The following is a 23,300-nucleotide window of genomic DNA, read 5'->3' on the forward strand; positions in this document are numbered from 1 at the left end:
GTCGACTGTCAGCGCGACGGGCCTGATGCCCTGACCTTCAAGCGGGCACGCCGCTGTGGAAACGGAACTCGCTATCCGGCGACTCGATCAACTCTCGCTCGACCGCGCAGACCTTCTCGATCACCAGATCGACGTCAGCCGCATCCCCGTATTGATAGGCAAGCTTCAGATAACCCTGGAAATGGCGGGCCTCGGACCTCAATAGCCCACCGTAGAACTTGCCAAGGTCCTCATCCAGATGAGGCACAAGCGCCTCGAAACGTTCGCAGGAGCGCGCTTCGATGAACGCCCCCACAACGAGGGTATCGACCAGCTTCTGTGGCTCATGTGTGCGCACCACCTTACGCAAGCCAGACGCATAGCGTGCAGCGGAAACCGGCCGCAGGCCAATCTTCCGGCGCTTCATTATCCGCAGCACCTGCTCATGATGTACCAGCTCCTCGCGGGCCAGTCGCGACATGAAGTTGATCAGATCCAAATGAGTGCTGTACTTGGCAATCAGGGCCATCGCCGTCGAGGCTGCCTTGAACTCGTTGTTCTTGTGGTCGATCAGCATGGTCTCCTGATCGGCCAGCGCGGCCGCCACCCAGGCGTCGGGCGTACGGCAACCAAGAAAGTCATGAATTTCAGGCAAGGTCACTGGCGGGTCTTCCGTTATGCAGATGCGTCACTGATTCGACGGGGCGGGAGTTCTTGGCTGCTGGCCGCTCCCGCAAAGGCGGAGCATTATACGAATGCGAGTCGCAACGACTAGTCCGGCGCTCTGACATATGTCAAGAACACCAAAGCTTGATCGGTACTACATTTGCTTTGGCTATAAGCCATCGACAGGGAGATGAGGACCATGCAAGCCATTCGCAGCATCCTGGTAGTACTGGAACCGGACCGACCAGAGGGCCTGGCCCTGAAGAGGGCGAAACTGATCGCTAATGTCACCCAGTCGCACCTGCACCTGCTGATCTGCGACAAGAAGAGCGACCACAGCGCCTACCTCAGCGACCTGGCAGCCTCGCTCACAGCCGAGGGTTTCAGCGCCACCACCCAGCAGGACTGGCTGGACAACCTGCACCAGACCGTCATTGCTGCACAACAGGCAGAAGGCTGTGGCCTGGTGATCAAGCAACACTATCCCGACAACCCGCTGAAAAAGGCGCTGCTGACACCGGATGACTGGAAGCTCCTGCGCTTCTGTCCCGCCCCGGTCCTGATGGTCAAGACGGACCGCCCCTGGACCGGCGGAGTAATCCTGGCTGCTGTCGATGTGGGCAACAGTGATGGCGAGCATCGTACCCTGCATGCTGGCATCGTCAGCCACGGCTACGACATTGCCAGCTTGGCCCAGGGCACCTTGCACGTGATTTCCGCGCACCCCTCGCCGATGCTGTCGGCGGCCGACCCGACCTTCCAGCTCAAGGAGACCATTGAGGCGCGCTATCGCGAAGAATGCAGGGCTTTCCAGGCCGAATTCGATGTCAGCGACGAGCGTCTGCATATCGAGGAAGGCCCAGCCGATGTCCTCATTCCTCACATTGCCCACAAGCTACAGGCAGTGGTCACGATCATCGGAACCGTTGCGCGGACCGGCCTCTCCGGAGCCCTGATCGGCAATACGGCCGAAGTGGTGCTCGACACGCTGGAAAGCGATGTCCTGGTCCTGAAACCTGACGACATAATCAGCCATCTCGAAGAACTGGTAGCCCAACGCTGACAATATGAAAAAAAGCGCCGCCCATCGGGCGGCTCTCTTTTTAAAGCGTCATAGGCGAATTTCCATCCCTTCCCTAAGAAAGCGCGGAGCGATGTAACGCTCGTAATGTGCCTCGGAGAGCAGGAAAAACTCCCGATCAATGGCTTCGCGAAGATTTGGCAAGGCCCAGTCACGAAACTCGGGAAGCAGCGCAACCCCGTAAGCATCCAGACGATTGATCATCCGTGCGGCCCTGGCAATCAGCTGGTAGGCCCAGCAGTAAGGCGACTGTTCAGGCACGAACCGCACCTGATGCTGCTCGAGCTGCGCACGCAGGCGCGAAGGGTCGAACACTTCCAGCTTGGCGGTCATGACCTGCACCAGGAGAATCTCAAGACGTCGCCATACCGCGCGCTTCTCTTCCTCGCCATAGAGATTCCAGTTCACCACTTCGTGATGAAAGCGCTTGCAGCCCCGACACACCAGGTCGCCATAGACAGTGGAGCAGAGGCCGACGCAAGGCGTCTTGATTCGCTGGTTGGACATGGTGATGGCAGGTTCGACGGGTGAATCAGGCGCGCCATCTTAGCCCTTTGTCTAATCGGGGTCACCCATGGCGAGGAGGGGGTTTTGTCTTAACTTTGCCGAACCTTTCCAGTAGAATCAGCCCGCCATTTAAGGCGCCGATATCCGTTGGAAGCTGTTTTCAAAGCGTCACGAGCACAGTTCATCCGGCAGGAAAAATTGGCGCTGGCCCCCTCATTTGAGGTGTCCAGCGCCAGCCCTCATCAGGCCTTCCTGACGGCGTAAAACTTTGAAAACAGCTTCTCGATGGAGGCCGCCGAAACCTTGGCCAGACAGCTCACAAAGCTGTGCGGCGCATGCGTTCGGCGGATTCCTGGATGAGCGCCCTGGAAGAATCCAGGGCCACTGATGAGGGTAAAACTGTGCTTGAAGCCTATCGCAAACATGTAGAAGAGCGTGCCGCCCAGGGCGTTGTGCCCCAGCCGCTGAACGCCGAACAAACCGCAGGCCTGGTCGAACTGCTGAAGAACCCGCCGGCCGGCGAAGAGGCCTTCCTCCTCGACCTGATCACCAACCGTGTTCCGCCGGGCGTCGACGAAGCCGCCTACGTCAAAGCCGGTTTCCTCTCCGCTATCGCCAAGGGCGAAGCCAATTCCCCGCTGATCAGCAAGGCCCGCGCCACCGAACTGCTGGGCACCATGCAGGGCGGCTACAACATCGCCACCCTGGTGGAACTGCTGGACGACGCTGCACTGGCTAACGTCGCCGCCGAGCAGCTGAAGCACACCCTGCTGATGTTCGACGCCTTCCACGACGTCGCCGAGCGCGCCAAGCAAGGCAACGCCGCCGCCCAAGCCGTGCTCAAGTCCTGGGCCGATGGCGAGTGGTTCGTCAACAAGCCCGCCGTGCCGGAAAAAGTCACCCTGACCGTGTTCAAGGTCCCCGGCGAAACCAACACCGACGACCTGTCCCCGGCCCCGGACGCCTGGTCCCGCCCGGATATCCCGCTGCATGCCCTGGCCATGCTGAAAATGGCCCGCGACGGCATCGAACCGGTCCAGCCCGGCTCCATCGGCCCGCTGCAGCAGATCGAAGCGGTCAAGGCCAAGGGCTTCCCGGTCGCCTACGTCGGTGACGTGGTCGGTACCGGCTCTTCCCGCAAGTCCGCCACCAACTCGGTGCTGTGGTTCTTCGGCGACGACATCCCGTTCGTGCCGAACAAGCGCGCCGGTGGCTTCTGCTTCGGCACCAAGATCGCCCCGATCTTCTACAACACCATGGAAGATGCCGGCGCCCTGCCGATCGAATTCGACTGCACCAACCTGGCCATGGGCGACGTCATCGACGTCTACCCGTACGAAGGCAAGGTCGTTCGCCATGACAGCGGCGAAGTCGTCACGACTTTCGAACTGAAAACTCCGGTGCTGCTCGACGAAGTCCGCGCCGGCGGCCGTATCCCGCTGATCATCGGCCGTGGCCTGACCGAGAAGGCCCGTGCCGAGCTGGGCCTGGGCGCTTCCGACCTGTTCAAGAAGCCGGAGTCCCCGGCCGACAGCGGCAAGGGCTTCACCCTGGCGCAGAAGATGGTCGGCCGTGCCTGCGGTCTGCCGGAAGGCCAAGGCGTGCGTCCAGGCACCTACTGCGAGCCGAAGATGACCACCGTCGGTTCCCAGGACACCACGGGCCCGATGACTCGCGACGAGCTGAAAGACCTCGCCTGCCTCGGCTTCTCCGCCGACCTGGTGATGCAGTCCTTCTGCCACACCGCCGCCTATCCGAAGCCCATCGACGTCAACACCCACCACACCCTGCCGGACTTCATCAAGACCCGCGGCGGTGTGTCCCTGCGTCCGGGCGACGGCATCATCCATAGCTGGCTGAACCGCATGCTGCTGCCAGACACCGTCGGCACCGGCGGTGACTCGCACACCCGCTTCCCGATCGGCATCAGCTTCCCGGCCGGCTCCGGCCTGGTGGCCTTCGCCGCTGCCACCGGCGTAATGCCGCTGGACATGCCGGAATCGGTACTGGTGCGCTTCAAGGGCAAGATGCAGCCCGGGATCACCCTGCGTGACCTCGTACACGCCATCCCCTACTACGCCATCCAGGCCGGTCTGCTGACCGTCGAGAAGAAAGGCAAGAAAAACATCTTCTCCGGCCGCATCCTCGAGATCGAAGGCCTCAACGACCTGACCGTCGAGCAGGCTTTCGAACTGTCCGACGCCTCGGCCGAGCGTTCCGCTGCCGGTTGCACCATCAAGCTGCCGGAAGAGGCCATCGCCGAGTACCTGAGGTCCAACATCACCCTGCTGCGCTGGATGATCGGCGAAGGCTACGGCGATGCCCGGACCCTGGAGCGTCGCGCCCAGGCGATGGAAGCCTGGCTGGCCAAGCCGAACCTGCTGGCAGCCGACCCGGACGCCGAATACGCCGCCGTCATCGAGATCGACCTGGCCGAGGTCAAGGAGCCGGTACTCTGCGCCCCGAACGACCCGGACGACGCCCGCCTGCTGTCCAGCGTGCAAGGTCGCAAGATCGATGAAGTGTTCATCGGCTCCTGCATGACCAACATCGGTCACTTCCGCGCCGCCGGCAAACTGCTGGACAAGGTCAAAGGGGGCATTCCGACCCGCCTGTGGCTGGCCCCGCCGACCAAGATGGACGCCCACCAGCTGACCGAAGAAGGCTACTACGGCATCTACGGCAAGGCCGGTGCGCGCATGGAAATGCCGGGCTGCTCGCTGTGCATGGGTAACCAGGCGCGCGTACAGACCGGTTCCACCGTGGTCTCCACCTCCACCCGTAACTTCCCGAACCGCCTGGGCGACGCGACCGACGTGTTCCTGGCCTCCGCCGAGCTGGCGGCCGTTGCCTCGATCCTGGGCAAACTGCCGACCGTCGAGGAGTACATGGCCTACGCGAAGAACATCGACAGCATGGCGGCCGATATCTACCGCTACCTGTCCTTCGACCAGATCGCCGAGTACAAGGAAGCCGCTGCGAACGCCAAGATCCCGGTCGTTCAAGCCTAAGCCCTAACCGGCCATGAAGAAGCCCCGCCCCGTGCGGGGCTTTTTCTTGGTCGTTGTCGCAACGCCGCGTAGCCCAACAAGACCCCGAGCCACTGAACATTGGGCTTCGCTAGCCCAGTGGCAACCGGCCGCAAGCAATCACGCGCCCCGCCTTGCAGACGTACCTGCAGCAGCTATGTTCCATGTAAGGGCGGACAATCGTGACGGAGCTAAGTGATGAAACAGGCGGTGTTGATTGTGATCTTCGTGCTGGGCCTTGCTGCGTGCTCCAGCGAATACCTGATTGCCACGGCCGACGGCCAGATCATCACCACCCATGAGAAGCCCGAACTGGACCGGGACACCGGCATGATTGAGTTCGAAGACGACGAGGGCCGCACCCAACAGATTCCCCAATCCCAGGTGAAGCAGATCATCGAACGTTGAGGTAGCTCCAGCCTCAAATCCTTGACCCCGCCCTGGCGGGGTTTCTTTTTTTTGAGCCACTGGCACATCGCTTGCTTTAGCCAGTTCACCAATACTCACTCCAACAGCGGAGCGGGTTGATGACGATGGCGTCGATGCCAGTGGCAGCTCCGGCAGCTCTGGGGCGACGCCATTTTGCTGATTAGGTGGCAAGAAACCATGACCGACAAGCAGACCCCTACACGATCGGACAGCCTGGACTGGGTGGCAGGCAGCGATGCCCCGGAAAAGTGCATGCTCAACCTGGGCTTCATGCCCCTGACCGATTCGGCCTCCCTGATCGTCGCCGCCACTCAGGGATTCGCGCAGCCATACGGGCTGACACTCAATCTGCAACGCCAGGCATCCTGGGCAACCCTGCGCGACAAACTGCTGGGCGGGGAGCTTGATGCCGCGCAGGCGCTCTACGGTCAGGTCTATGGCATCCAGTTCGGGATCGGTGGCCCTACTGCCGACATGGCGATCCTGATGACCCTGTGCCAGAACGGTCAGGCCATCAACCTCTCGGAACCCCTCAAGCGCACCGGCGTGACCAGTTCAGAGGCACTGACCCGCCACGTGCTCCATGGCGGTGCACGCCTGACCTTCGCCCAGACCTTTCCTACTGGCACCCATGCCATGTGGCTCAACTACTGGCTGGCGGCCCAAGGCATTCATCCGCTGCATGACGTCGACACAGTGGTGGTGCCGCCCTCGCAGATGGTCACTCACCTCAAGGCTGCCCGCATCGATGGCTTCTGTGCTGGCGGTCCCTGGGGCGCGCTGGCCGTGGAGCAAGGCCAAGGCTTTACCCTCGCCACAAGCCAGATGATCTGGTCCGATCATCCGGAGAAAGTCCTCGCCGTTACCCAGGCATTTACCGAGCAATACCCCAACACAGCCCGTGCCCTGACCATGGCCCTGCTGGAGGCCAGCCGTTTCATTGAAGACAACCCGGAGAATCGCCGCAGCACGGCCCAGCTGATCAGTGGCAGCGACTATGTCGACGTCCCTGTTTCAGCTATCGAACCACGCTTTCTGGGGCACTACGAAGACGGTCTCGGCAACGCGTGGGAGGACGCTCATCCCTTACGGTTCTTCGACCAGGGAAGGGTCAACATGCCTTACCTATCGGATGGCATGTGGTTCATGACTCAATTCCGTCGCTGGGGCCTGTTGCGTGACGATCCAGACTATCTCGGCATCGCACGCCAGGTTCAGCGGATCGATCTTTACAAACAGGCCGCTGGAGCACTGGGCATCGAGGTGCCCGAACCCATGCGCAGCGCCACACTGCTCGACGGCAAGCACTGGGACGGTAGCGATCCAGCAGGCTATGCCCGCAGCTTCCCGATCCATGCACTGGCTGGCAGCACCCAGGCCATGGCCCTGTAGCCGCGAGGGAAGACCGACATCATGTTGCGCATTCTCCTGATCAACGATACCGCCAAGAAAGTCGGCCGCCTGAGAGCCGCTCTGGTCGAAGCCGGCTTCGAGGTCATCGACGAGTCCGGCCTTACCATCGATCTGCCGGCGCGGGTCGAGGCAATTCGCCCGGACGTGATCCTCATCGACACTGAGTCCCCTGGACGGGACGTCATGGAGCAGGTCGTACTGGTAAGCCGTGACCAGCCTCGCCCCATCGTCATGTTCACCGACGAACACGACCCCAATGTCATGCGCCAGGCCATCCAATCCGGCGTCAGCGCTTACATCGTCGAAGGCATTCAGGCCGATCGCCTCCAGCCTATTCTCGACGTCGCCATGGCCCGTTTCGAAAGCGACCAGGCGTTACGCGCCCAGCTCACAGCCCGCGACCAGCAACTGGCCGAACGCAAGCGCATCGAACTGGCGAAAGGGCTGCTGATGAAGATGAAAAGCTGCAACGAAGAGGAGGCCTATACCCTAATGCGGCGCCAGGCCATGAGTCGACAGCAGAAGCTGATCCAAGTGGCCGAACAGATCATCGCCATGCACGAGATGCTGGGGCACTGACCTCAGACTCTGGCAACTGTATCGCTCACCGGCACCGCTGTACTGCTCCAGTCACGTCGTACAGCAAAACTGTACGACTTGCGTTGTACGGCCGTGTATCTGCAAGCCGTCAACGTTAATCGCTAATGTTGTGGGCACTACCCACTGCCTGCGAGCTCCCCGATGACCACTCAGCCGCCCGAACGCCAGTTGCTCGAGGACGCCGACCAGCGCGCTCTGCGCTATCTCGACGGTACTGACTGCCGCAGGGTCTTCCCCTCCCAGGCAGCCATCGAGGCATTGCGGGGATTCGATGAGCCCATGCCACAAGAGGGACGCCCAGCCAATGAGGTGCTGCGCCAGCTTGACGAACTGGGTTCGCCGGCCACCACCGCCTCCAACGGACCACGCTATTTCGGCTTCGTCATCGGCGCGACGCTGCCGGCCGCGGCCGCGGCAGAGCGGCTGCTACTGGCCTGGGATCAATGCGCCTCGTCCTTCGAAAACTCACCGGCTGCCCACCGCATCGAGCAAGTCGCTGCCCGCTGGGTCCTGGAAACCCTTGGCTTGCCCAGAGAATGCGCCGTGGGCTTCGGCACCAGCGCCACCGCCTGTACTCTCGCCGCACTATCGGCTGCGCGCCGTAGCCTGCTCGCCCGCCAAGGCTGGGATTTCGACGCCGACGGCTTGATCGGCGCACCGGAGATTCGAGTAGTGGTCTCGGAAACCACCCACATTACGGTGAAGAAGGCCCTGCGCATTCTAGGTTTCGGAATGCGGCGCCTCATAGTCGCACCCACCGACGCCCAAGGGCGCGTAGATGCCTCCCGGCTCCCGGAGCTGGATGCCCGCACTATCCTCTGCTTACAGGCCGGCGAGGTGAATACTGGCGAATTCGATCCCTTCGCAGAACTCATTCCCCGAGCCAAAGCAGCGGGCGCGTGGGTTCATGTCGATGGCGCCTTCGGACTCTGGGTGCGCGCTTCGTCAAGCTCGGCGCTGGCGGCAGACGTGGAGCAGGCCGACAGCTGGACCACCGACGGCCATAAGTGGCTGAACACCCCCTATGACGGCGCCATGGCCATCTGCCGCGACGCCGATGCCCTGGCCAGCGCGATGAACAGCGATGCGGCCTACGCCACCGCCTCGCGCGACGCGCAGAAGAACCTGACCCTGGAATTCTCCCGCCGTGCCCGTGGCATCCCGATCTGGGCAGCTCTGGCAGCCCTTGGCCGCGACGGCCTGCGGTCGATGATCGACCGGCACCTGCGACAGGCCGCTGAGTTAGCGGCCGGGCTGCGCGCAGCAGGTTTCGAGGTACTCAACCGTCCTGTGCTCAATCAGGTGCTAGTGCGTGCCACCAGCGACGCACACACGGTGGCCATCCGCGAAGCCGCGCAGCGCTCAGGCGAGGTCTGGTTCGGGCCCACGCTCTGGCAAGGGCGTCCGGCGTTCCGCCTCAGCTTATCCTCATGGCGCACCACCGATGCCGACGTCCAACAACTGGTTAGCCTGCTGGCTGCACTGCGCCAAGCGAGCGCCTCACCCGCGAGCTGAAGCGACAGGGCCTGCCATGAAAAGGTGCCGCAAGCACTCGACAGGCCCCTGCATTGCGCTTATCTTCCCCGCCAGGCCACCGCAGTGGCCGACGTCGCTCGGACGGTTCCGGGCGCTTACGTATCCGAGGAAAGCATGGCTGACCAGCGTTCTCCGCGCCGTTTTGCGCGCATCGATCGTCTCCCCCCCTACGTCTTCAACATCACCGCCGAACTCAAGATGGCTGCCCGTCGTCGTGGCGAGGACATCATCGACCTGTCCATGGGCAATCCCGACGGCGCTACCCCGCCGCACATCGTCGAGAAGCTCGTGCAAGTCGCCCAGCGTGAAGACACCCACGGATACTCCACTTCCCGCGGTATTCCCCGCCTGCGCCGAGCCATCTCGCGTTGGTACAAGGACCGTTACGACGTGGAGATCGATCCGGAAAGCGAAGCCATCGTCACCATCGGCTCCAAAGAAGGCCTGGCACACCTGATGCTCGCCACCCTTGACCACGGCGACACGGTGCTGGTGCCCAACCCAAGCTACCCGATCCACATCTATGGCGCCGTGATCGCCGGTGCCCAGGTGCGCTCCGTGCCCCTGGTACCGGGTGTGGACTTCTTTGCCGAACTTGAGCGGGCCATTCGCGAAAGCATCCCGAAACCGAAGATGATGATCATCGGTTTCCCCTCCAACCCTACGGCGCAGTGCGTGGAGCTGGATTTCTTCGAGCGTGTGGTGGCCCTGGCCAAGCAGTACGACATCCTGGTAGTCCACGACCTGGCCTACGCCGACATCGTCTACGACGGCTGGAAGGCGCCCTCGATCATGCAAGTCCCGGGCGCCAAGGACATCGCGGTGGAGTTCTTCACCCTGTCCAAGAGCTACAACATGGCTGGCTGGCGCATCGGCTTCATGGTCGGCAACCCAGAACTGGTCAGCGCCCTGGCGCGGATCAAGAGTTACCACGACTACGGCACCTTCACCCCGCTGCAGGTGGCGGCCATCGCCGCACTCGAGGGGGACCAGCAATGCGTACGGGATATCGCCGAGCAATACCGGCAGCGTCGCAACGTTCTGGTGAAAGGCCTGCACGAGATCGGCTGGATGGTTGAGAACCCCAAGGCCTCGATGTACGTCTGGGCCAAAATCCCCGAGGCCTATGCCGAGCTTGGCTCGCTGGAGTTTGCCAAGAAACTGTTGGCTGAGGCCAAGGTCTGTGTCTCACCGGGCCTCGGTTTCGGTGATTACGGTGACGACCATGTGCGCTTCGCCCTGATCGAAAACCAGGACCGCATCCGCCAGGCAGTACGTGGTATCAAGAGCATGTTCCGGGCAGACGGCCTGCTCCCGCTCCCCGCCAGGGCACGGAAAAACGAGCAGCAATGACGCTGACCCGCGCCCCCGAGTCACAGGGGGCGCATTTTCCCTTCATTTGCCTGAAACGCCCGCCTGGCAAGGGTTTCCGCCCTCACGGACAGCCTTTCGAGTAGAACAAAAAATAACCACTCGTCGGCTTTTAGATCATTTTTTGAACAAAACAGGGCTTAATAGGTTCTCATGTAAGCCTTAGTACATCGCGCTGTTCTCATCCATGGTCGGCTTACGGCGCGCATACCTTTTTTCCCCTTGAGTCCGGAGAGATTCCCAAAGCACCCAATCTGGTGCGGGAGACTTTTTTGTCTCAAAAAGGAGGAACGGCGTATGAAGACATGAAAGCAACTGTGCGACGTGACAACAAAGAACCATGACTCAAAGCCCAAAGAGGCTCACGAGTAAGCAACTAGATCTAATCGGTGCCCTTACTGCATCAGCACACCAACTTACTTTGTAGAACAAGAGGTAAACCATGGAGCTGTACCATCTGATGACTTCCCTGTTCCAACAGGAAGCAACCATGGAACTAATGCGCATGGGTATTGTTTATGCCCACCTTATTGCTTGCTGCGTAGCGATCGGTCTTGTCCTCACAAGCGACGTCGCCATGATCAAGCAACTGGTACAAGGCAACGACGCGGCTCATAGCGACAAAACCCATCTTGATACGCTGAAGAAAACTGTACTGTTTGCACTTGCGGCACTCTGGGTAACTGGGATAGGTATCGTCCTACTGGACTACTCTGTCAAAGGCGCGGTGTATTTCCTCAACCCCAAACTCCAGGCCAAGATCCTGATCGTAATGCTCCTGACCATCAACGGCTTCCTGCTCCACAGCGTTGTAATGCCTGCCTTGGTCAAGGCTGGCACGCTGCTCAAGCTGGAAGCGAATGCTCGTACCCTCGCGGTATTCTCGGGCGTCGTCTCCGGAGTTTCCTGGTTCTATGCGGCCATGCTGGGCATCGCCCGCCCGCTCAGCTGGAAATACTCCCTTGGCGAAATCATGTTTGCTTACCCGCTGTTCATTTGCGCTGGCTTCATCATGATGACACTGCTGGTCAGTTGGGCAAGCAAGCGAGCTGAACGTGTCACTCGTGCTCGAGTGGCCCCCGCACTCGCCTCCTGACAGGAGCTGACTGGGCAGGGATGCCCAGTATTAAGAAAAACTATTTTTCGCGACATCCACTCAGTAATTCTCCGTAAGACTTTCTCCTTTCATATCCCCTGCAATAAACTTTTCTTAATGTTTCGAGTACATGCAAGTACTCCTCATAGAAAAGACCACAATCCCGCCCACGAATACTCGTACTTCCGTACCAAACTCCGCGACCATCCGTCGGTCGACTCGGTAGAACTTTCTGTCTGTCTCGCACACGAACTGCTGCAACTCCAAACAACGCTAAGGAAATGCAGTGATCGACCTGACGACCTGGAACCTGACCGTTCCCGCTTATGACTCGGCAACCCTGATCAGCACCGAGCGCCTCAATAACGGCTATGAAAGTCAGTACTTTCGCCGTAATGACGACGGCAGTATCACTTTCTGGGTTCCGGTAACCGGCTCCGTTACCGAGGATGCCCGATATCCCCGTACAGAACTTCGCGAAACCCAGGCTGACGGAACGCTGAGTTACTGGTACCACGGCAGTTCGGATAGCTACCTGAGTGCCGTCCTCTCCGTAGAGCAGGTGCCCAGCGAAGGCAAGATCATCATTGGCCAGATCCACAGCAAGGACGAGCCCGGCAGCGAGAACGACCCGCTGCTTAAATTGCAGTACCACTACCTGCGCGGCAAAGGTCGCATCGAGGCACTGCTGCGCAAACGTCCCGGTGACACCGAGGTGGAGAACATCCTGCTGGTTGATGATGTGCCGCTTGGTCAACGCTTCGGCTACGACTTCCGCCTGACGCCTACGGGCAAACTGGGTATCGTGATCACCAGCCCCGACGATGACGGCAATCACTACCGTGAACTCAGTGGCTACTGGAGCGTGCAGCAGCTCTACTTCAAGGCCGGCGCCTATATCCAGGACAACTATGGCCCCGTCAACGAGGGTGGGCGGGTAACCTTCTACTGGCTCAACGGCCTGCACCGCTGACTTCCTGCACCTCGCGCCCTTCGGCACGGAGCCCGGGCCCTCCATCCGGTGAAGTCCCGGACTGAAGCCCGGGCTACCACTGAGCGAGCCCATTGAGCAGCGGAATGAGTCATCAATCGGGCCGTGCCAGCGTAGAATCAACCTTCTGCCGCATCCCCCTTCAACACATGCCTGAAGAGTTCCTGCGCAATGGCCCGACTGTCGCTTGAATTTCCTGAAGACCAGTATTGCTACTCGACCCACCTCACCGTCCGGGTTACCGACATCAACGCCGCCAACCACCTCGGCAATGACTCGATGATCTCGATGATCTCCGAAGCCCGCGCGCGCTTCCTGTTCGAGTATGGCATCAACGAAGCGACGGAAGACGGCACGGGCATCATCGTCACAGACCTGGCCACGACCTATCGGGCGGAAGCCCATGCCCGCGACCAGCTGCTGTTCGAGGTCGGCGTCATGGACTTCAACAGATACGGTGGGGACATCACCTTCCGCATCAGCCGACCCGCCGATGGCAAACTCATCGCTATGGCGAAGTCCGGTTTCGTCTTCTTCAACTATCAAACCTCCCGCGTCGTGCCGATGCCCGACGGCTTCCGCGATACCTTTCCCAAGGTGAACTGGCTGGATTGAATCCCGCACCGGCCCAACTCGGTGCACACACGACCACCTCGCCCCCTTTTGAGCCAGCCGACTCAAGCCGTGCTTTCCCGAAACCGCTCTGAAACAGGCCTTTCCAGAATATGGCCCAGCTCTTGCTCAGCAATTGCCAAAGGTAGCCAACGTCGGCTGCCCGACTAAACGACAAAGGCGTCGCGTCACTCCGCATCAATGCGGGCAGTGATGCGGCGCCTTTTTCGTTTCAGCCCCAGCGATGGGGCCGGTGGACGGGCCGGGATCCGGACGTTCGCATGCAGCTAACTCAATCCCGCTGCGGCTCCAGCCGCAGAACGGAGCGCCACAAGCGCGACGTTTTACCGGGAGGCACGACCGCCGTGCCCACGATCACGGCGGACGCGCCTCCCGGCCCCTAACTGCAGATGAGGTGTTCGATGACTACGAGTTTCTGGAAGGCCGGCCACACGCCCACCCTGTTCTCCGCATTTCTCTACTTCGACCTGAGCTTCATGGTCTGGTACGTACTTGGCCCCCTGGGTGTTCAGATCGCCGCCGACCTGCAACTGACCACGCAGCAGCGTGCCCTGATGGTCGCCACCCCGATCCTCGCTGGCGCGGTACTGCGCTTCCTGATGGGCCTGCTGGCCGATCGCTCCTCGCCGAAGACCGCCGGCCTGCTGGGCCAAGTGGTAGTGATCTGCGCATTGTTCGGTGCTTGGCAGTTGGGGGTCCACAGCTATGAGCAAGCCCTGCTGCTCGGCCTGTTCCTCGGCTTTGCCGGCGCCTCCTTCGCAGTAGCGCTGCCGCTGGCTTCCCAGTGGTACCCGGCAGAACATCAGGGCAAGGCCATGGGTATTGCCGGCGCAGGCAACTCCGGCACAGTGCTGGCCGCCCTGTTCGCTCCCGGCCTGGCAACCATGTTCGGCTGGAACAACGTTTTCGGACTTGCCCTCATCCCACTGGTGCTGACTCTGGCGATCTTTGCCCTGGCCGCCCGTAACGCGCCCAACCGCCCGGCGCCCAAGGCCCTCGGTGACTACCTGAAAGCACTGGGCGACCGCGACAGCTGGTGGTTCATGTTCTTCTACAGCGTGACCTTTGGCGGCTTCCTCGGCCTGGCCAGCACCCTGCCCGGCTACTTCCACGACCAATACGGCCTGGCGCCTGTCACGGCTGGCTATTACACCGCCGCCTGCGTCTTCGCCGGCAGCCTGATGCGCCCGCTGGGGGGTGCCTTTGCCGACCGTGTTGGCGGTATCCGTACCCTGCTTGCGGTCTATACCGTCGCCGCACTGTGCATCGCCGCCGTGGGCTTCCACATCTCCAGCCCCACCGCAGCGCTGGCCCTGTTCGTGGTCGCCATGCTCAGCCTCGGCGCAGGCAATGGCGCCGTGTTCCAACTGGTACCGCAGCGGTTCCACAAGGAAATCGGCGTCATGACCGGCCTGATCGGAATGGCAGGCGGCATTGGCGGTTTCTGTCTGACGGCTGGCCTCGGCGCCATCAAGCAACACACTGGGGACTACCAGCTCGGTCTGTGGCTGTTCGCCAGCCTTGGCGTGCTCGCCTGGTTCGGTCTGCACGGCGTGAAAATGCGCTGGCGGACCACCTGGGGCTCGGCTGCCGTGACCGCTGCCCGCGTCTAACCCCTGCCCTGCGGCCCGGAAACGATCCGGGCCGCTTGCACGTGGTAGGTTGGCACGCCAGCCCAACAGCTCCTTCAATCCCCAGGACGCGCGCATGCCCCTGCAACTCAGCTTCGGCGAAGCCAGCGCCACCGGCCCCCGGGCCGAAAACCAAGATGCCCTGCGCGTGGTCACCCCGGCCCCGGCACTCGCAGCGAGCAAGGGCTACCTCTTCGCTCTCGCCGACGGTGTCAGCCAGTGTGCGGACGGTGGCCTGGCCGCCCGCGCCACGTTGCAGGCCCTGGCTCTGGACTACTACTCCACGCCGGAAACCTGGCCCGTCGCGCAATCGCTGGATCGCCTCCTGGTCGCCCACAACCGCTGGCTTCAGGCAAGCGGCGCCGGCCAATCGCTGCTGACAACCCTCTCCGCCCTGGTATTGCGCGGCCGTCGCTTCACCCTCGCGCATGTCGGAGACTGCCGGGCCTATCGCTGGCATGCCGGCCAACTCGAACGCCTCAGCGAGGACCATGTCTGGGAACAACCAGGCATGCAGCATGTGCTCAAGCGTGCGTTGGGGCTAGACCAGCATCTGGTGGTGGATTACCTGGATGGCGAACTACAGGAGCAGCAGCGCTTTCTGTTGGTCAGCGACGGTGTCTGGGCGGTGCTGGGGGACCGCGGTATCCAGAGCATCCTGCAGGACGAGTCAGACTTGAGTGGCGCTGCCAAGGCGCTGGTCAGCGCGGCGCACCTGGCCGGCAGTCAGGACAATGCCAGCGCCTTGCTGATCCAGGTCGACCAGTTGCCTGAGACCGGACTGGCGGACACCCTTGCCCAACTGGATCACTGGCCGCTGCCCCCTCTGCTGCAGCCCGGGCAGGATTTCGAAGGCTGGCAGGTGGACCGCCTTCTGGCCGAGTCCCGCCAGTCGATGGTCTACCGCGTGCGCGATGCCCAGGCCCGCCGCTGGTTACTGAAAACCTTGCCGCCCAGCCGTCGCGACGAGCTTCAAGCCGGACCAGCACTGATGCAGGAGGAATGGTTCCTGCGCCGCGTCGCCGGCCGGAACTTTCCGGAAGTCCACCCGCTGCCGCACCGCCAACACCTTTACTACGTCCAGCGCGAGTATCCTGGCCGGACCCTGGCCGAACACCTGCATATCAGCGGCCCGGTGGCGCTGCCGGAATGGCTGGACATCGCACCCCGGCTGATCAAGGCCCTGGGCATGCTGCACCGGCGCAATATCCTGCACCGCGACATCAAACCAGAGAACCTGCTCTGGGGCGATGATGGCGAGCTTCGCCTGCTGGACTTTGGCCTGGCCTACTGCCCCGGCATCTCCCAGGACGAACCCAACAGCCTCCCTGGAACCCCCAGTTTCATTGCCCCCGAGGCCTTCAGCGGCGCAGCCCCGACAAGCCGCCAGGATCTCTTTGCTGCGGGCGTTACCCTCTACTACCTGCTAACCGGTCACTATCCCTACGGCGAAATCGAGCCATTTCAGCACCCAAAGTTCGGCACCCCCGCCCCAGCCAGCCGCTACCGTCCGGATCTCCCGAACTGGATTGATGAATGGCTGCTCCGGTCACTCAGTGCCGATCCGGAAAAACGCTACGAAACAGCCGAAGAATGGCTGCTGGCGCTCGAACAGGATGAACGCAAGTCGCTCAACACGCGACCACGTCCCTTGCTGGAACGAGAACCACTGAAGGTCTGGCGTGGCATCGCCCTGATATCGCTGTTGGTGAACCTCGCGCTGGCCTTCCTGCTCGCCAACACCTGACGCACCAACCCAGGGCAAGCAGGCTGCAATAAGGTGCGCCAGCGGCCCCAGCAAACACTGAGCCTCTGGTGGAACCCACTAACCATGCGGCCTTGCAGAGTTGGCACAGCACCTGCAAAGACAGATTCGACAATCTACAAAAGCGCCCACCTCAACGACGAGGTGGCACTTTCCCGATCGAACGGGACTTGGACAAAGGCGTCCTGCTGGCAACAGCAGGCGCCTTTTTTGTTTGCGCGATTGAAATGCAGGAGCCTCCCGCATGAAGAAACTCAAGCTGGTGATGATCGGAAATGGCATGGCTGGGGTCCGTACGCTGGAGGAACTGCTCACGCTTGCCCCAGAGCGCTACGACATTACCGTGTTCGGCGCGGAGCCGCACCCGAACTACAACCGCATCCTGCTCTCCCCCGTATTGGCTGGCGAGCAAGCGTTCGAGGACATCGTCCTCAACGATCTCGACTGGTATTCGCGGCACGACATCAAGCTGCTGCTAGGCCGCGAAGTGGTGAAGATCGACCGAATCAAGCGCCAGGTGATCGCCCAGGACGGTACAGTCGCTGACTACGATCGCCTGGTCATCGCCACGGGCTCCACTCCATTCGTTCCTCCGGTACCGGGTAATCGCCTGGAGGGCGTGTTCGGCTACCGCGACATCGCCGATACCCGCGCGATGATCGAGGCCGCCCGTACCCACAGCCACGCCGTCGTCATCGGTGGCGGCCTGCTCGGCCTGGAAGCTGCCAACGGCCTGCGCCAGCGCGGCATGGACGTCACTGTAGTGCATCTCGGTGACTGGCTGTTGGATCGGCAGCTCGACGCAACCGCCGCAGGCCTACTGAAGGAGGCCCTTCAGGCCCGTGGGATCCACTTCCGCCTGGGAACCAACACAGAGGAACTGGTCGACAACGGCGAAGGCCAGGTCTGCGCCGTCCAGTTCAACGACGGCGACATCATACCCGCTGACCTTGTCGTGCTGGCCGCCGGTATCCGCCCCAATTTCCGGCTCGCGGAAGCAGCAGGCCTGCCCTGCAACCGCGGCATTCTGGTCAACGACACGCTGCAAACCTATGATCCGCGCATCTATGCCATCGGCGAGTGCGCCAACCATCGCGGTGTCGCTTACGGCCTGGTGGCGCCCCTTTTCGACCAGGCCAAGGTTTGCGCCAACCACCTCGCAGGCCTCGGCTTCGCCCGCTACCAGGGTTCGGTGACGTCCACCAAGCTCAAGGTCACCGGCATCGACCTGTTCTCCGCCGGCGATTTCATGGGCAGCGCGGGTTGCGAAACCATCACCTTCTCCGACCCGGTTGGCGGCATCTACAAGAAGCTCGTGATCAAGGACAACCTGCTGGTAGGTGCCTGCCTGTATGGCGACATCGCCGACGGCGCCTGGTACTTCCGGCAAATCCGCGAGCAGCAGGATATCGGCGCCATTCGCGACCACCTGATGTTTGGCGAACCGTCACCGGAATCGGCCTACGCGCAGGAAACCCGCAAGGTCAGCATCAGCCCCATGGTTCCGGCGGCCCCGGCCAGTATGCTCCTGACAGCCACCTTGACCCGGCTGCATGCCCAGCAAACCGCTCTGAGCGCGTGATTGGACGCTTCGATACCTCCTCAAGCCCAGACTTACGGAAGCTTCAACATGTCCCTGAACAGTGAAACCCAAACCACCGCCTCCACCTGCTGCTACTGCGGCGTTGGCTGCGGTGTGCTGATCGAGCACGACGGCGAGCGGATCCTGGGTGTGCAGGGCGACCCCGCGCATCCGGCCAACTTCGGCCGGCTCTGCAGCAAGGGCTCCACCCTGCACTTGACCGGCGATATCGACGCGCGTGCGCTGTACCCGGAACTTTGTCTCGCCAAGGGCCTGGCAAGAGCACGAACCGACTGGAGCACTGCCCTGGACCACGCGGCCAGCCGCTTCGCCGAAACCATCCGCGAGCACGGTCCGGACAGCGTGGCCTTCTATATCTCCGGGCAACTACTGACCGAGGACTACTACGCCTTCAACAAGCTGGCCCGGGCACTGGTCGGCACCCACAACATCGACAGCAACTCCCGGCTGTGCATGTCCTCGGCTGTAGTCGGCTACAAGCGCAGCCTGGGCGTGGACGCGCCGCCCTGCAGCTACGAAGACCTCGAACAGAGCGATTGCGTGCTGATTGCTGGTAGCAACATGGCCTTCGCCCACCCGATCCTGTTTCGTCGCCTGGAAGCGGCCAAGGCGCAGCGCCCCGACATGCGCGTCATCGTCATCGACCCGCGCCGCACTGACACCTGCGACCTGGCGGACTTGCACCTGGCCATTCGTCCCGGCACCGACGTGGCGTTGTTCCACGGCATCCTGCACATCCTGATCCAGGAAGACTGGGTCGCCCGGCGCTTCATCGCCGAACACACCGAAGGCTTCGAGGCGCTCGAAACGCAGGTTGCCGACAGCACCCCGGAGGCGGTTGCAGAATTCTGCGGTATCACCGAGAGCGACCTGCGCCGCTGCGCCGAATGGATCGGCAAGTCGCCAACCTTCCTCTCGCTCTGGTGCATGGGCTTGAACCAGTCCACTGCCGGTAGCGCCAAAAACAGCGCACTGATCAACCTCCACCTGGCCACCGGCATGATCGGTCGCCGCGGTTGCGGCCCCTTCTCCCTCACCGGCCAGCCTAACGCGATGGGCGGCCGCGAAACCGGTAGCCTGGCCAACTTGCTGCCCGGGCATCGGGAGGCTGGCAACGCCGAGCACCGTGCCGAGGTCGCTCAATACTGGGGAGTCGACTCGCTTCCCGTGCGCCCGGGCCTCACGGCCATCGAACTGTTCGAAGCGGTCCGTGACGGACGAATCAAGGCACTCTGGATTGCCTGCACCAATCCGGCCCAATCGCTGCCCGATCAGCAGAAAATCCACGAAGCGCTGGCAGCCTGTCCCTTTGTCGTGGTCCAGGAAGCTTTTTTCACCACCGAGACCTGCCGCTATGCCGACCTGCTTCTGCCCGCCGCCAGCTGGGGCGAGAAGGAAGGTACCGTGACCAACTCCGAGCGTCGCGTCAGTCATGTGCGGCGCGCGGTCCCAGCGCCCGCAGAGGCGCGACCGGACTGGGCAATCGTCTGTGACTTCGCCCAGCGCCTGGAATCCCAACTCCGCCCCGGCCTGCCAAGCCTGTTCGACTTCAACAACGCAGAAGCCCTGTTCGAGGAATACAAGCAGCTGACCTCCGGTCGCGACCTCGATCTCACCGGCATCGACTATGCCCTGCTGGACAACCAAGGCCCCCAGCAATGGCCTCTACCCGTGGGGGCCACCCAGGGCACCCCACGGCTCTACGTCGATGGCCGCTTCCCCACTGCGAGCTCACGTGCGCGATTCGTGGCCGACGCTTATTGCGCACCACAGGAACCACGTGATGATCGCTATCCGCTGACGCTGAACACCGGCCGCCTGCGCGACCAGTGGCATGGCATGAGCCGCACCGGCACCGCTGCCCGGCTGTTCGGCCATGTCGAAGAAGCCATGCTGAGCCTGCACCCGGACGAACTGCACCAGCGAGGCCTGCAGGACGGCCAGTTGGTGCGCGTCACCAGCCGGCGCGCTAGCCTGATCCTGCCGGTGCAGAGTGATGACGCAATCCAGCCCGGTGAAGCCTTCCTTCCCATGCATTGGGGCGACCGTTTTCTCAAGGGCCTCGGCTGCAATGTGCTGACACTCCCCGCCTTCGACCCGCTGTCAAAGCAGCCGGAACTGAAGCACGCGGCTGTTGCGATAGAAAAAGCCGAACTGCCCTGGCAATTGTTCGCGCTGATCGAAGGTGACGTTCAGCAACGCTTCGAAGCACTACGCCCTTTGTGCGAGGACTTCGACTATGCCAGCTTGAGTCTGGCAGGCAGGGAGCGTCCCGCCCTGGTACTGCGCGCCGCACACCATGGCGCAATCGCCAAGGAGCTGCTCGACCGGATAGACGTGCATCTGAACCTGTGCGATGGCCCTGTCATCGCCTACGACGACCCCAGCCAAGCCGTCGGCAAGCGCGCGCGCGTCGACCAGGGTCGCATCACAGCCGTACGCCTGGCAGGCGAAACGGCAGCACGGCACTGGCTCAAGGATCTCTGGCAGAGCGGGCAGATGGACGAGCAGATGCGGCGCTGGCTCCTCGCTCCGCTCAGCACCCCGCCCTCGGCCGCTGGCGCTTCAAGCGTCCCAAGCAAAACCCTGTGCAACTGCATGAATGTAAGCCAACAGGCCGTCTGCGCGGGAATCGAGCGCGGGCTGGACCTGGCCGGCCTGAAGCAGGAACTGGGCTGCGGCACCAGCTGCGGCTCCTGCGTTCCGGAAATCAAGAGACTGCTGGTGGCGCACGCGGCGCCCTCCGCAGCGTTTGCCTGAGGAGACCGTTATGAATGGCAAGGTATGGTTGGTAGGCGCAGGCCCAGGAGACCCGGAACTGCTGACGCTCAAGGCGGTACGAGCATTGAGCCGGGCGGAAATCGTGATGATCGACGACCTGGTCAACCCCGCAGTTCTTGAGCACAGCCCTAACGCACGCGTCATCCGCGTCGGCAAACGCGGCGGTTGCCGTTCGACACCCCAGGCGTTCATCCATCGGTTGATGTTGCGCTATGCCCGCCAAGGTAAGGCCGTCGTACGCCTGAAAGGCGGTGACCCTTGCATCTTCGGCCGCGGCGGTGAAGAGGCTGAATGGCTCGCGGCCCATGGCGTGGAAAGCGAGCTGATCAACGGCATCACCGCGGGTCTAGCCGGTGCCACCAACTGTGGCATTTCGCTGACCCTGCGCGGCATCAGTCGCGGCGTGACCCTGGTCACCGCGCATACCCAGGACGACAGCGAACTCAATTGGCATGCCCTCGCCCAGAGTGGAACCACTCTGGTGGTGTACATGGGTGTGGCCAAACTGGCGGACATCCGCAACGGTCTGCTGGCGGGCGGCATGTCCGACGGAATGCCAGTCGCTATGATCGAGAACGCCTCCCTGCCCTTTCAGCGCGAATGTCGAAGCACGCTTGGCCGGATGCAAGCTGATGCTTTGGTCTTCCAGCTCAAGAGCCCTGCGATCCTGGTGATCGGTGAAGTGGCAGCCGATACCTCGGCCCTGCCCCAGGCCCTGAGCGCCTAGTCCCCATCTTCGCTCCTGCGAAGTAGTGCTTGCCCGGCCTTGGCCGGGCTTGTTTATGGCCCGATCAGCCCTTTCGCCCACCAGGAAAGCACCGAGGTGAGGAATGTACTTCATCACCGGCGGTGAATTGGCTTTTTCTGGGCTAGCAATTGCTCGCCAGCGTCCGTCGGGACGAAGAGCCATCCAGAAAAACAGACACGTAGGTTGGCCGGTGCTCCGCTGAGCCCGAGAAGCCCGACGGCCCTGAGCACTGCCAATATCCCCCGCCGGACAGGGTAGCCTCCACCGGACAGGTCGCCCCCCCTGCAAGCCGACCGTCCGACCGGCCGACCTGGCTCAACCTTTTTCCAGGCAAAGAAAAACCCGGCCGAAGCCGGGTTTTCCTCAAGCGCAACCCAACTACTTGGCTTGGGCTTCTACTTCAGCCTCTACGCGACGGTTGATCGCGCGGCCATCAGCAGTGGCGTTGTCGGCAACCGGGCGGGACTCGCCGTAGCCAACAGCTTCGACGCGCTCACCACCTACACCGTACTGGTTGACCAGAACTTCACGAACGGCGTTGGCACGACGCTCGGACAGCTTCTGGTTGTAGGCGTCGGTACCAACGGAGTCGGTATGGCCTTCAACGGTGGTGGAGGTAGCCGGGTACTGGTTCATGAAGTCAGCCAGGTTCTTGATATCACCGTAGCTTTCTTCCTTGACCTTGGACTTGTCGAAGTCGAACTTCACGTCCAGCTCGACGCGAACGACTTCAGCAACAGCCGGGCAGCCATCGGCGTCAACGGTGACGTTGGCCGGGGTGTCCGGGCACTTGTCGACGTTGTCGCAAACGCCGTCGTTGTCGCTGTCAGCACAGACTTCGGCTACCGGAGCCGGAGCCGGCTCAGGCTGCTTGGTGGAGCCACCGAAGTTGACGCCGACACCTACGCCAGCCATCCACTCGGATTCCTGGGCGTCCAGGTTGTACATACCGTCCAGGCTAGCCTTGGCGAAGAAGTTCTCGGTGAAGTAGTACTTCAGACCGGTGCCAACGTTTGCGAAGGTGCTGTGGTCGCGGCCGGTGCGCGGCGGGATGTTGCTGATGTTCTGATGGGCGAAACCGGCAGAAACGTACGGACGCAGACCAACACCCGGGGTGCCGAAGTGGTAGACGGCATCGAGGGAAGCCAGGTTGCCCTTGATGTCCTTGTGGCCGTTCGGTGCGAAGGCGTCGTCGGAGGTCATGTCGTGGTATTCACCGTACGACAAGGCCAGGGCGACGTCGTCGGTCAGGTAGTAACCAACGGAACCGCCGTACAGGTTGCCGTCCTCGAGGTTGCGAGAACTGTCAGTGAAGTAACGCTTACCGAAAGCTTCCACCTCAACTGCGCCTTGGCCCTGAGCCAACGCGTTCAGCGAGATAGCGGCAACAAGAGAGCCAACGGCTACGCCCAAGGTGTTTTTCAGTTTCATCCGTAAATCC

17 protein-coding genes and 1 pseudogene are annotated in these 23,300 nt (G+C 62.1%); 15 read left to right on the forward strand and 3 right to left on the reverse strand.

The genetic code is table 11. From position 1 onward, the window contains the following. Positions 1-37: 37 nt before the first annotated feature. On the reverse strand, positions 38-640 hold the full coding sequence (locus OXH74_RS26345; RefSeq protein WP_215381648.1) for a tRNA isopentenyl-2-thiomethyl-A-37 hydroxylase MiaE: 603 nt from the start codon (positions 638-640) through the stop codon (positions 38-40). 204 nt (positions 641-844) lie between these two features. Here OXH74_RS26345 and OXH74_RS26350 point away from each other — a divergent pair, with 204 nt between their 5' ends. Continuing rightward, positions 845-1,708: a universal stress protein gene (locus tag OXH74_RS26350; RefSeq protein WP_375739554.1), complete on the forward strand. Its 864-nt coding sequence runs from the start codon at positions 845-847 to the stop codon at positions 1,706-1,708. A 48-nt stretch (positions 1,709-1,756) separates the two neighbouring features. On the opposite strand, the gene OXH74_RS26355 is transcribed toward OXH74_RS26350, so the two are convergent. Beyond that, a complete protein-coding gene (locus tag OXH74_RS26355; RefSeq protein ID WP_375739555.1) occupies positions 1,757-2,233 on the reverse strand; it encodes a DUF1289 domain-containing protein in 477 nt (158 codons plus the stop codon). 401 nt (positions 2,234-2,634) lie between these two features. On the opposite strand from OXH74_RS26355, the gene acnB reads away from it, so the two are divergent. The 14 genes and pseudogenes from acnB (at position 2,635) to cobA (ending at position 21,838) form a co-directional block, all read left to right on the forward strand. After that, on the forward strand, positions 2,635-5,244 hold the full coding sequence (gene acnB / locus OXH74_RS26360) for a bifunctional aconitate hydratase 2/2-methylisocitrate dehydratase (RefSeq protein ID WP_375741691.1): 2,610 nt from the start codon (positions 2,635-2,637) through the stop codon (positions 5,242-5,244). A gap of 216 nt (positions 5,245-5,460) precedes the next feature. Next, the gene (locus tag OXH74_RS26365) at positions 5,461-5,670 is read left to right on the forward strand and encodes a YgdI/YgdR family lipoprotein (RefSeq protein ID WP_375739556.1); all 210 of its coding nucleotides are present in this window, start codon (positions 5,461-5,463) and stop codon (positions 5,668-5,670) included. A 198-nt stretch (positions 5,671-5,868) separates the two neighbouring features. Then, a complete protein-coding gene (locus OXH74_RS26370) occupies positions 5,869-7,083 on the forward strand; it encodes a CmpA/NrtA family ABC transporter substrate-binding protein (RefSeq protein WP_375739557.1) in 1,215 nt (404 codons plus the stop codon). A gap of 21 nt (positions 7,084-7,104) precedes the next feature. Continuing rightward, a complete protein-coding gene (locus OXH74_RS26375; RefSeq protein WP_215378452.1) occupies positions 7,105-7,683 on the forward strand; it encodes an ANTAR domain-containing response regulator in 579 nt (192 codons plus the stop codon). Between the two features lie 162 nt (positions 7,684-7,845). Further along, entirely contained in the window at positions 7,846-9,219 is a 1,374-nt protein-coding gene (locus tag OXH74_RS26380; RefSeq protein WP_375739558.1) for a pyridoxal phosphate-dependent decarboxylase family protein, read from the forward strand. Between the two features lie 135 nt (positions 9,220-9,354). Then, positions 9,355-10,593 (forward strand): alanine transaminase, encoded by a 1,239-nt coding sequence (gene alaC, locus OXH74_RS26385; RefSeq protein WP_375739559.1) that lies wholly within the window; start codon positions 9,355-9,357, stop codon positions 10,591-10,593. Positions 10,594-11,053: 460 nt separating this feature from the next. Further along, complete coding sequence (locus OXH74_RS26390; protein WP_215378459.1) at positions 11,054-11,707, forward strand: hypothetical protein; 654 nt, start codon at positions 11,054-11,056, stop codon at positions 11,705-11,707. Between the two features lie 286 nt (positions 11,708-11,993). Then, the gene (locus OXH74_RS26395; protein ID WP_375739560.1) at positions 11,994-12,680 is read left to right on the forward strand and encodes a polysaccharide lyase family 7 protein; all 687 of its coding nucleotides are present in this window, start codon (positions 11,994-11,996) and stop codon (positions 12,678-12,680) included. A gap of 189 nt (positions 12,681-12,869) precedes the next feature. Continuing rightward, positions 12,870-13,313, forward strand: a complete 444-nt coding sequence (locus OXH74_RS26400; RefSeq protein WP_375739561.1) for a thioesterase family protein — start codon at positions 12,870-12,872, stop codon at positions 13,311-13,313. A gap of 419 nt (positions 13,314-13,732) precedes the next feature. Then, on the forward strand, positions 13,733-14,944 hold the full coding sequence (locus OXH74_RS26405) for an MFS transporter (RefSeq protein WP_375739562.1): 1,212 nt from the start codon (positions 13,733-13,735) through the stop codon (positions 14,942-14,944). A 94-nt stretch (positions 14,945-15,038) separates the two neighbouring features. Next, positions 15,039-16,709, forward strand: coding sequence for a protein kinase (locus tag OXH74_RS26410; RefSeq protein ID WP_375739563.1), 1,671 nt, complete (start codon positions 15,039-15,041; stop codon positions 16,707-16,709). 262 nt (positions 16,710-16,971) lie between these two features. Further along, a pseudogene (locus tag OXH74_RS26415) lies at positions 16,972-18,171 on the forward strand (NAD(P)/FAD-dependent oxidoreductase); the annotation flags it as partial. 186 nt (positions 18,172-18,357) lie between these two features. Continuing rightward, on the forward strand, positions 18,358-21,090 hold the full coding sequence (locus tag OXH74_RS26420; protein ID WP_375739564.1) for a molybdopterin-dependent oxidoreductase: 2,733 nt from the start codon (positions 18,358-18,360) through the stop codon (positions 21,088-21,090). Positions 21,091-21,100: 10 nt separating this feature from the next. Continuing rightward, positions 21,101-21,838: a uroporphyrinogen-III C-methyltransferase gene (gene cobA / locus OXH74_RS26425; protein WP_375739565.1), complete on the forward strand. Its 738-nt coding sequence runs from the start codon at positions 21,101-21,103 to the stop codon at positions 21,836-21,838. Positions 21,839-22,237: 399 nt separating this feature from the next. On the opposite strand, the gene OXH74_RS26430 is transcribed toward cobA, so the two are convergent. After that, a complete protein-coding gene (locus OXH74_RS26430) occupies positions 22,238-23,290 on the reverse strand; it encodes an OmpA family protein (protein ID WP_215378472.1) in 1,053 nt (350 codons plus the stop codon). Positions 23,291-23,300 lie beyond the last annotated feature (10 nt).

The organism is Metapseudomonas boanensis, from assembly GCF_042232855.1.
Lineage (GTDB): Bacteria > Pseudomonadota > Gammaproteobacteria > Pseudomonadales > Pseudomonadaceae > Metapseudomonas > Metapseudomonas boanensis.

Bases quoted from the DNA above. Each gene is read 5' to 3' on its own strand.
- OXH74_RS26350 (WP_375739554.1), top strand. From the start codon at position 845: ATGCAAGCCATTCGCAGCATCCTGGTAGTACTGGAACCGGACCGACCA.
- OXH74_RS26355 (WP_375739555.1), bottom strand. From the start codon at position 2,233: ATGTCCAACCAGCGAATCAAGACGCCTTGCGTCGGCCTCTGCTCCACT.
- OXH74_RS26365 (WP_375739556.1), top strand. From the start codon at position 5,461: ATGAAACAGGCGGTGTTGATTGTGATCTTCGTGCTGGGCCTTGCTGCG.
- OXH74_RS26370 (WP_375739557.1), top strand. From the start codon at position 5,869: ATGACCGACAAGCAGACCCCTACACGATCGGACAGCCTGGACTGGGTG.
- OXH74_RS26375 (WP_215378452.1), top strand. From the start codon at position 7,105: ATGTTGCGCATTCTCCTGATCAACGATACCGCCAAGAAAGTCGGCCGC.
- OXH74_RS26380 (WP_375739558.1), top strand. From the start codon at position 7,846: ATGACCACTCAGCCGCCCGAACGCCAGTTGCTCGAGGACGCCGACCAG.
- alaC (WP_375739559.1), top strand. From the start codon at position 9,355: ATGGCTGACCAGCGTTCTCCGCGCCGTTTTGCGCGCATCGATCGTCTC.
- OXH74_RS26390 (WP_215378459.1), top strand. From the start codon at position 11,054: ATGGAGCTGTACCATCTGATGACTTCCCTGTTCCAACAGGAAGCAACC.
- OXH74_RS26400 (WP_375739561.1), top strand. From the start codon at position 12,870: ATGGCCCGACTGTCGCTTGAATTTCCTGAAGACCAGTATTGCTACTCG.
- OXH74_RS26405 (WP_375739562.1), top strand. From the start codon at position 13,733: ATGACTACGAGTTTCTGGAAGGCCGGCCACACGCCCACCCTGTTCTCC.
- OXH74_RS26410 (WP_375739563.1), top strand. From the start codon at position 15,039: ATGCCCCTGCAACTCAGCTTCGGCGAAGCCAGCGCCACCGGCCCCCGG.
- OXH74_RS26420 (WP_375739564.1), top strand. From the start codon at position 18,358: ATGTCCCTGAACAGTGAAACCCAAACCACCGCCTCCACCTGCTGCTAC.
- cobA (WP_375739565.1), top strand. From the start codon at position 21,101: ATGAATGGCAAGGTATGGTTGGTAGGCGCAGGCCCAGGAGACCCGGAA.
- OXH74_RS26430 (WP_215378472.1), bottom strand. From the start codon at position 23,290: ATGAAACTGAAAAACACCTTGGGCGTAGCCGTTGGCTCTCTTGTTGCC.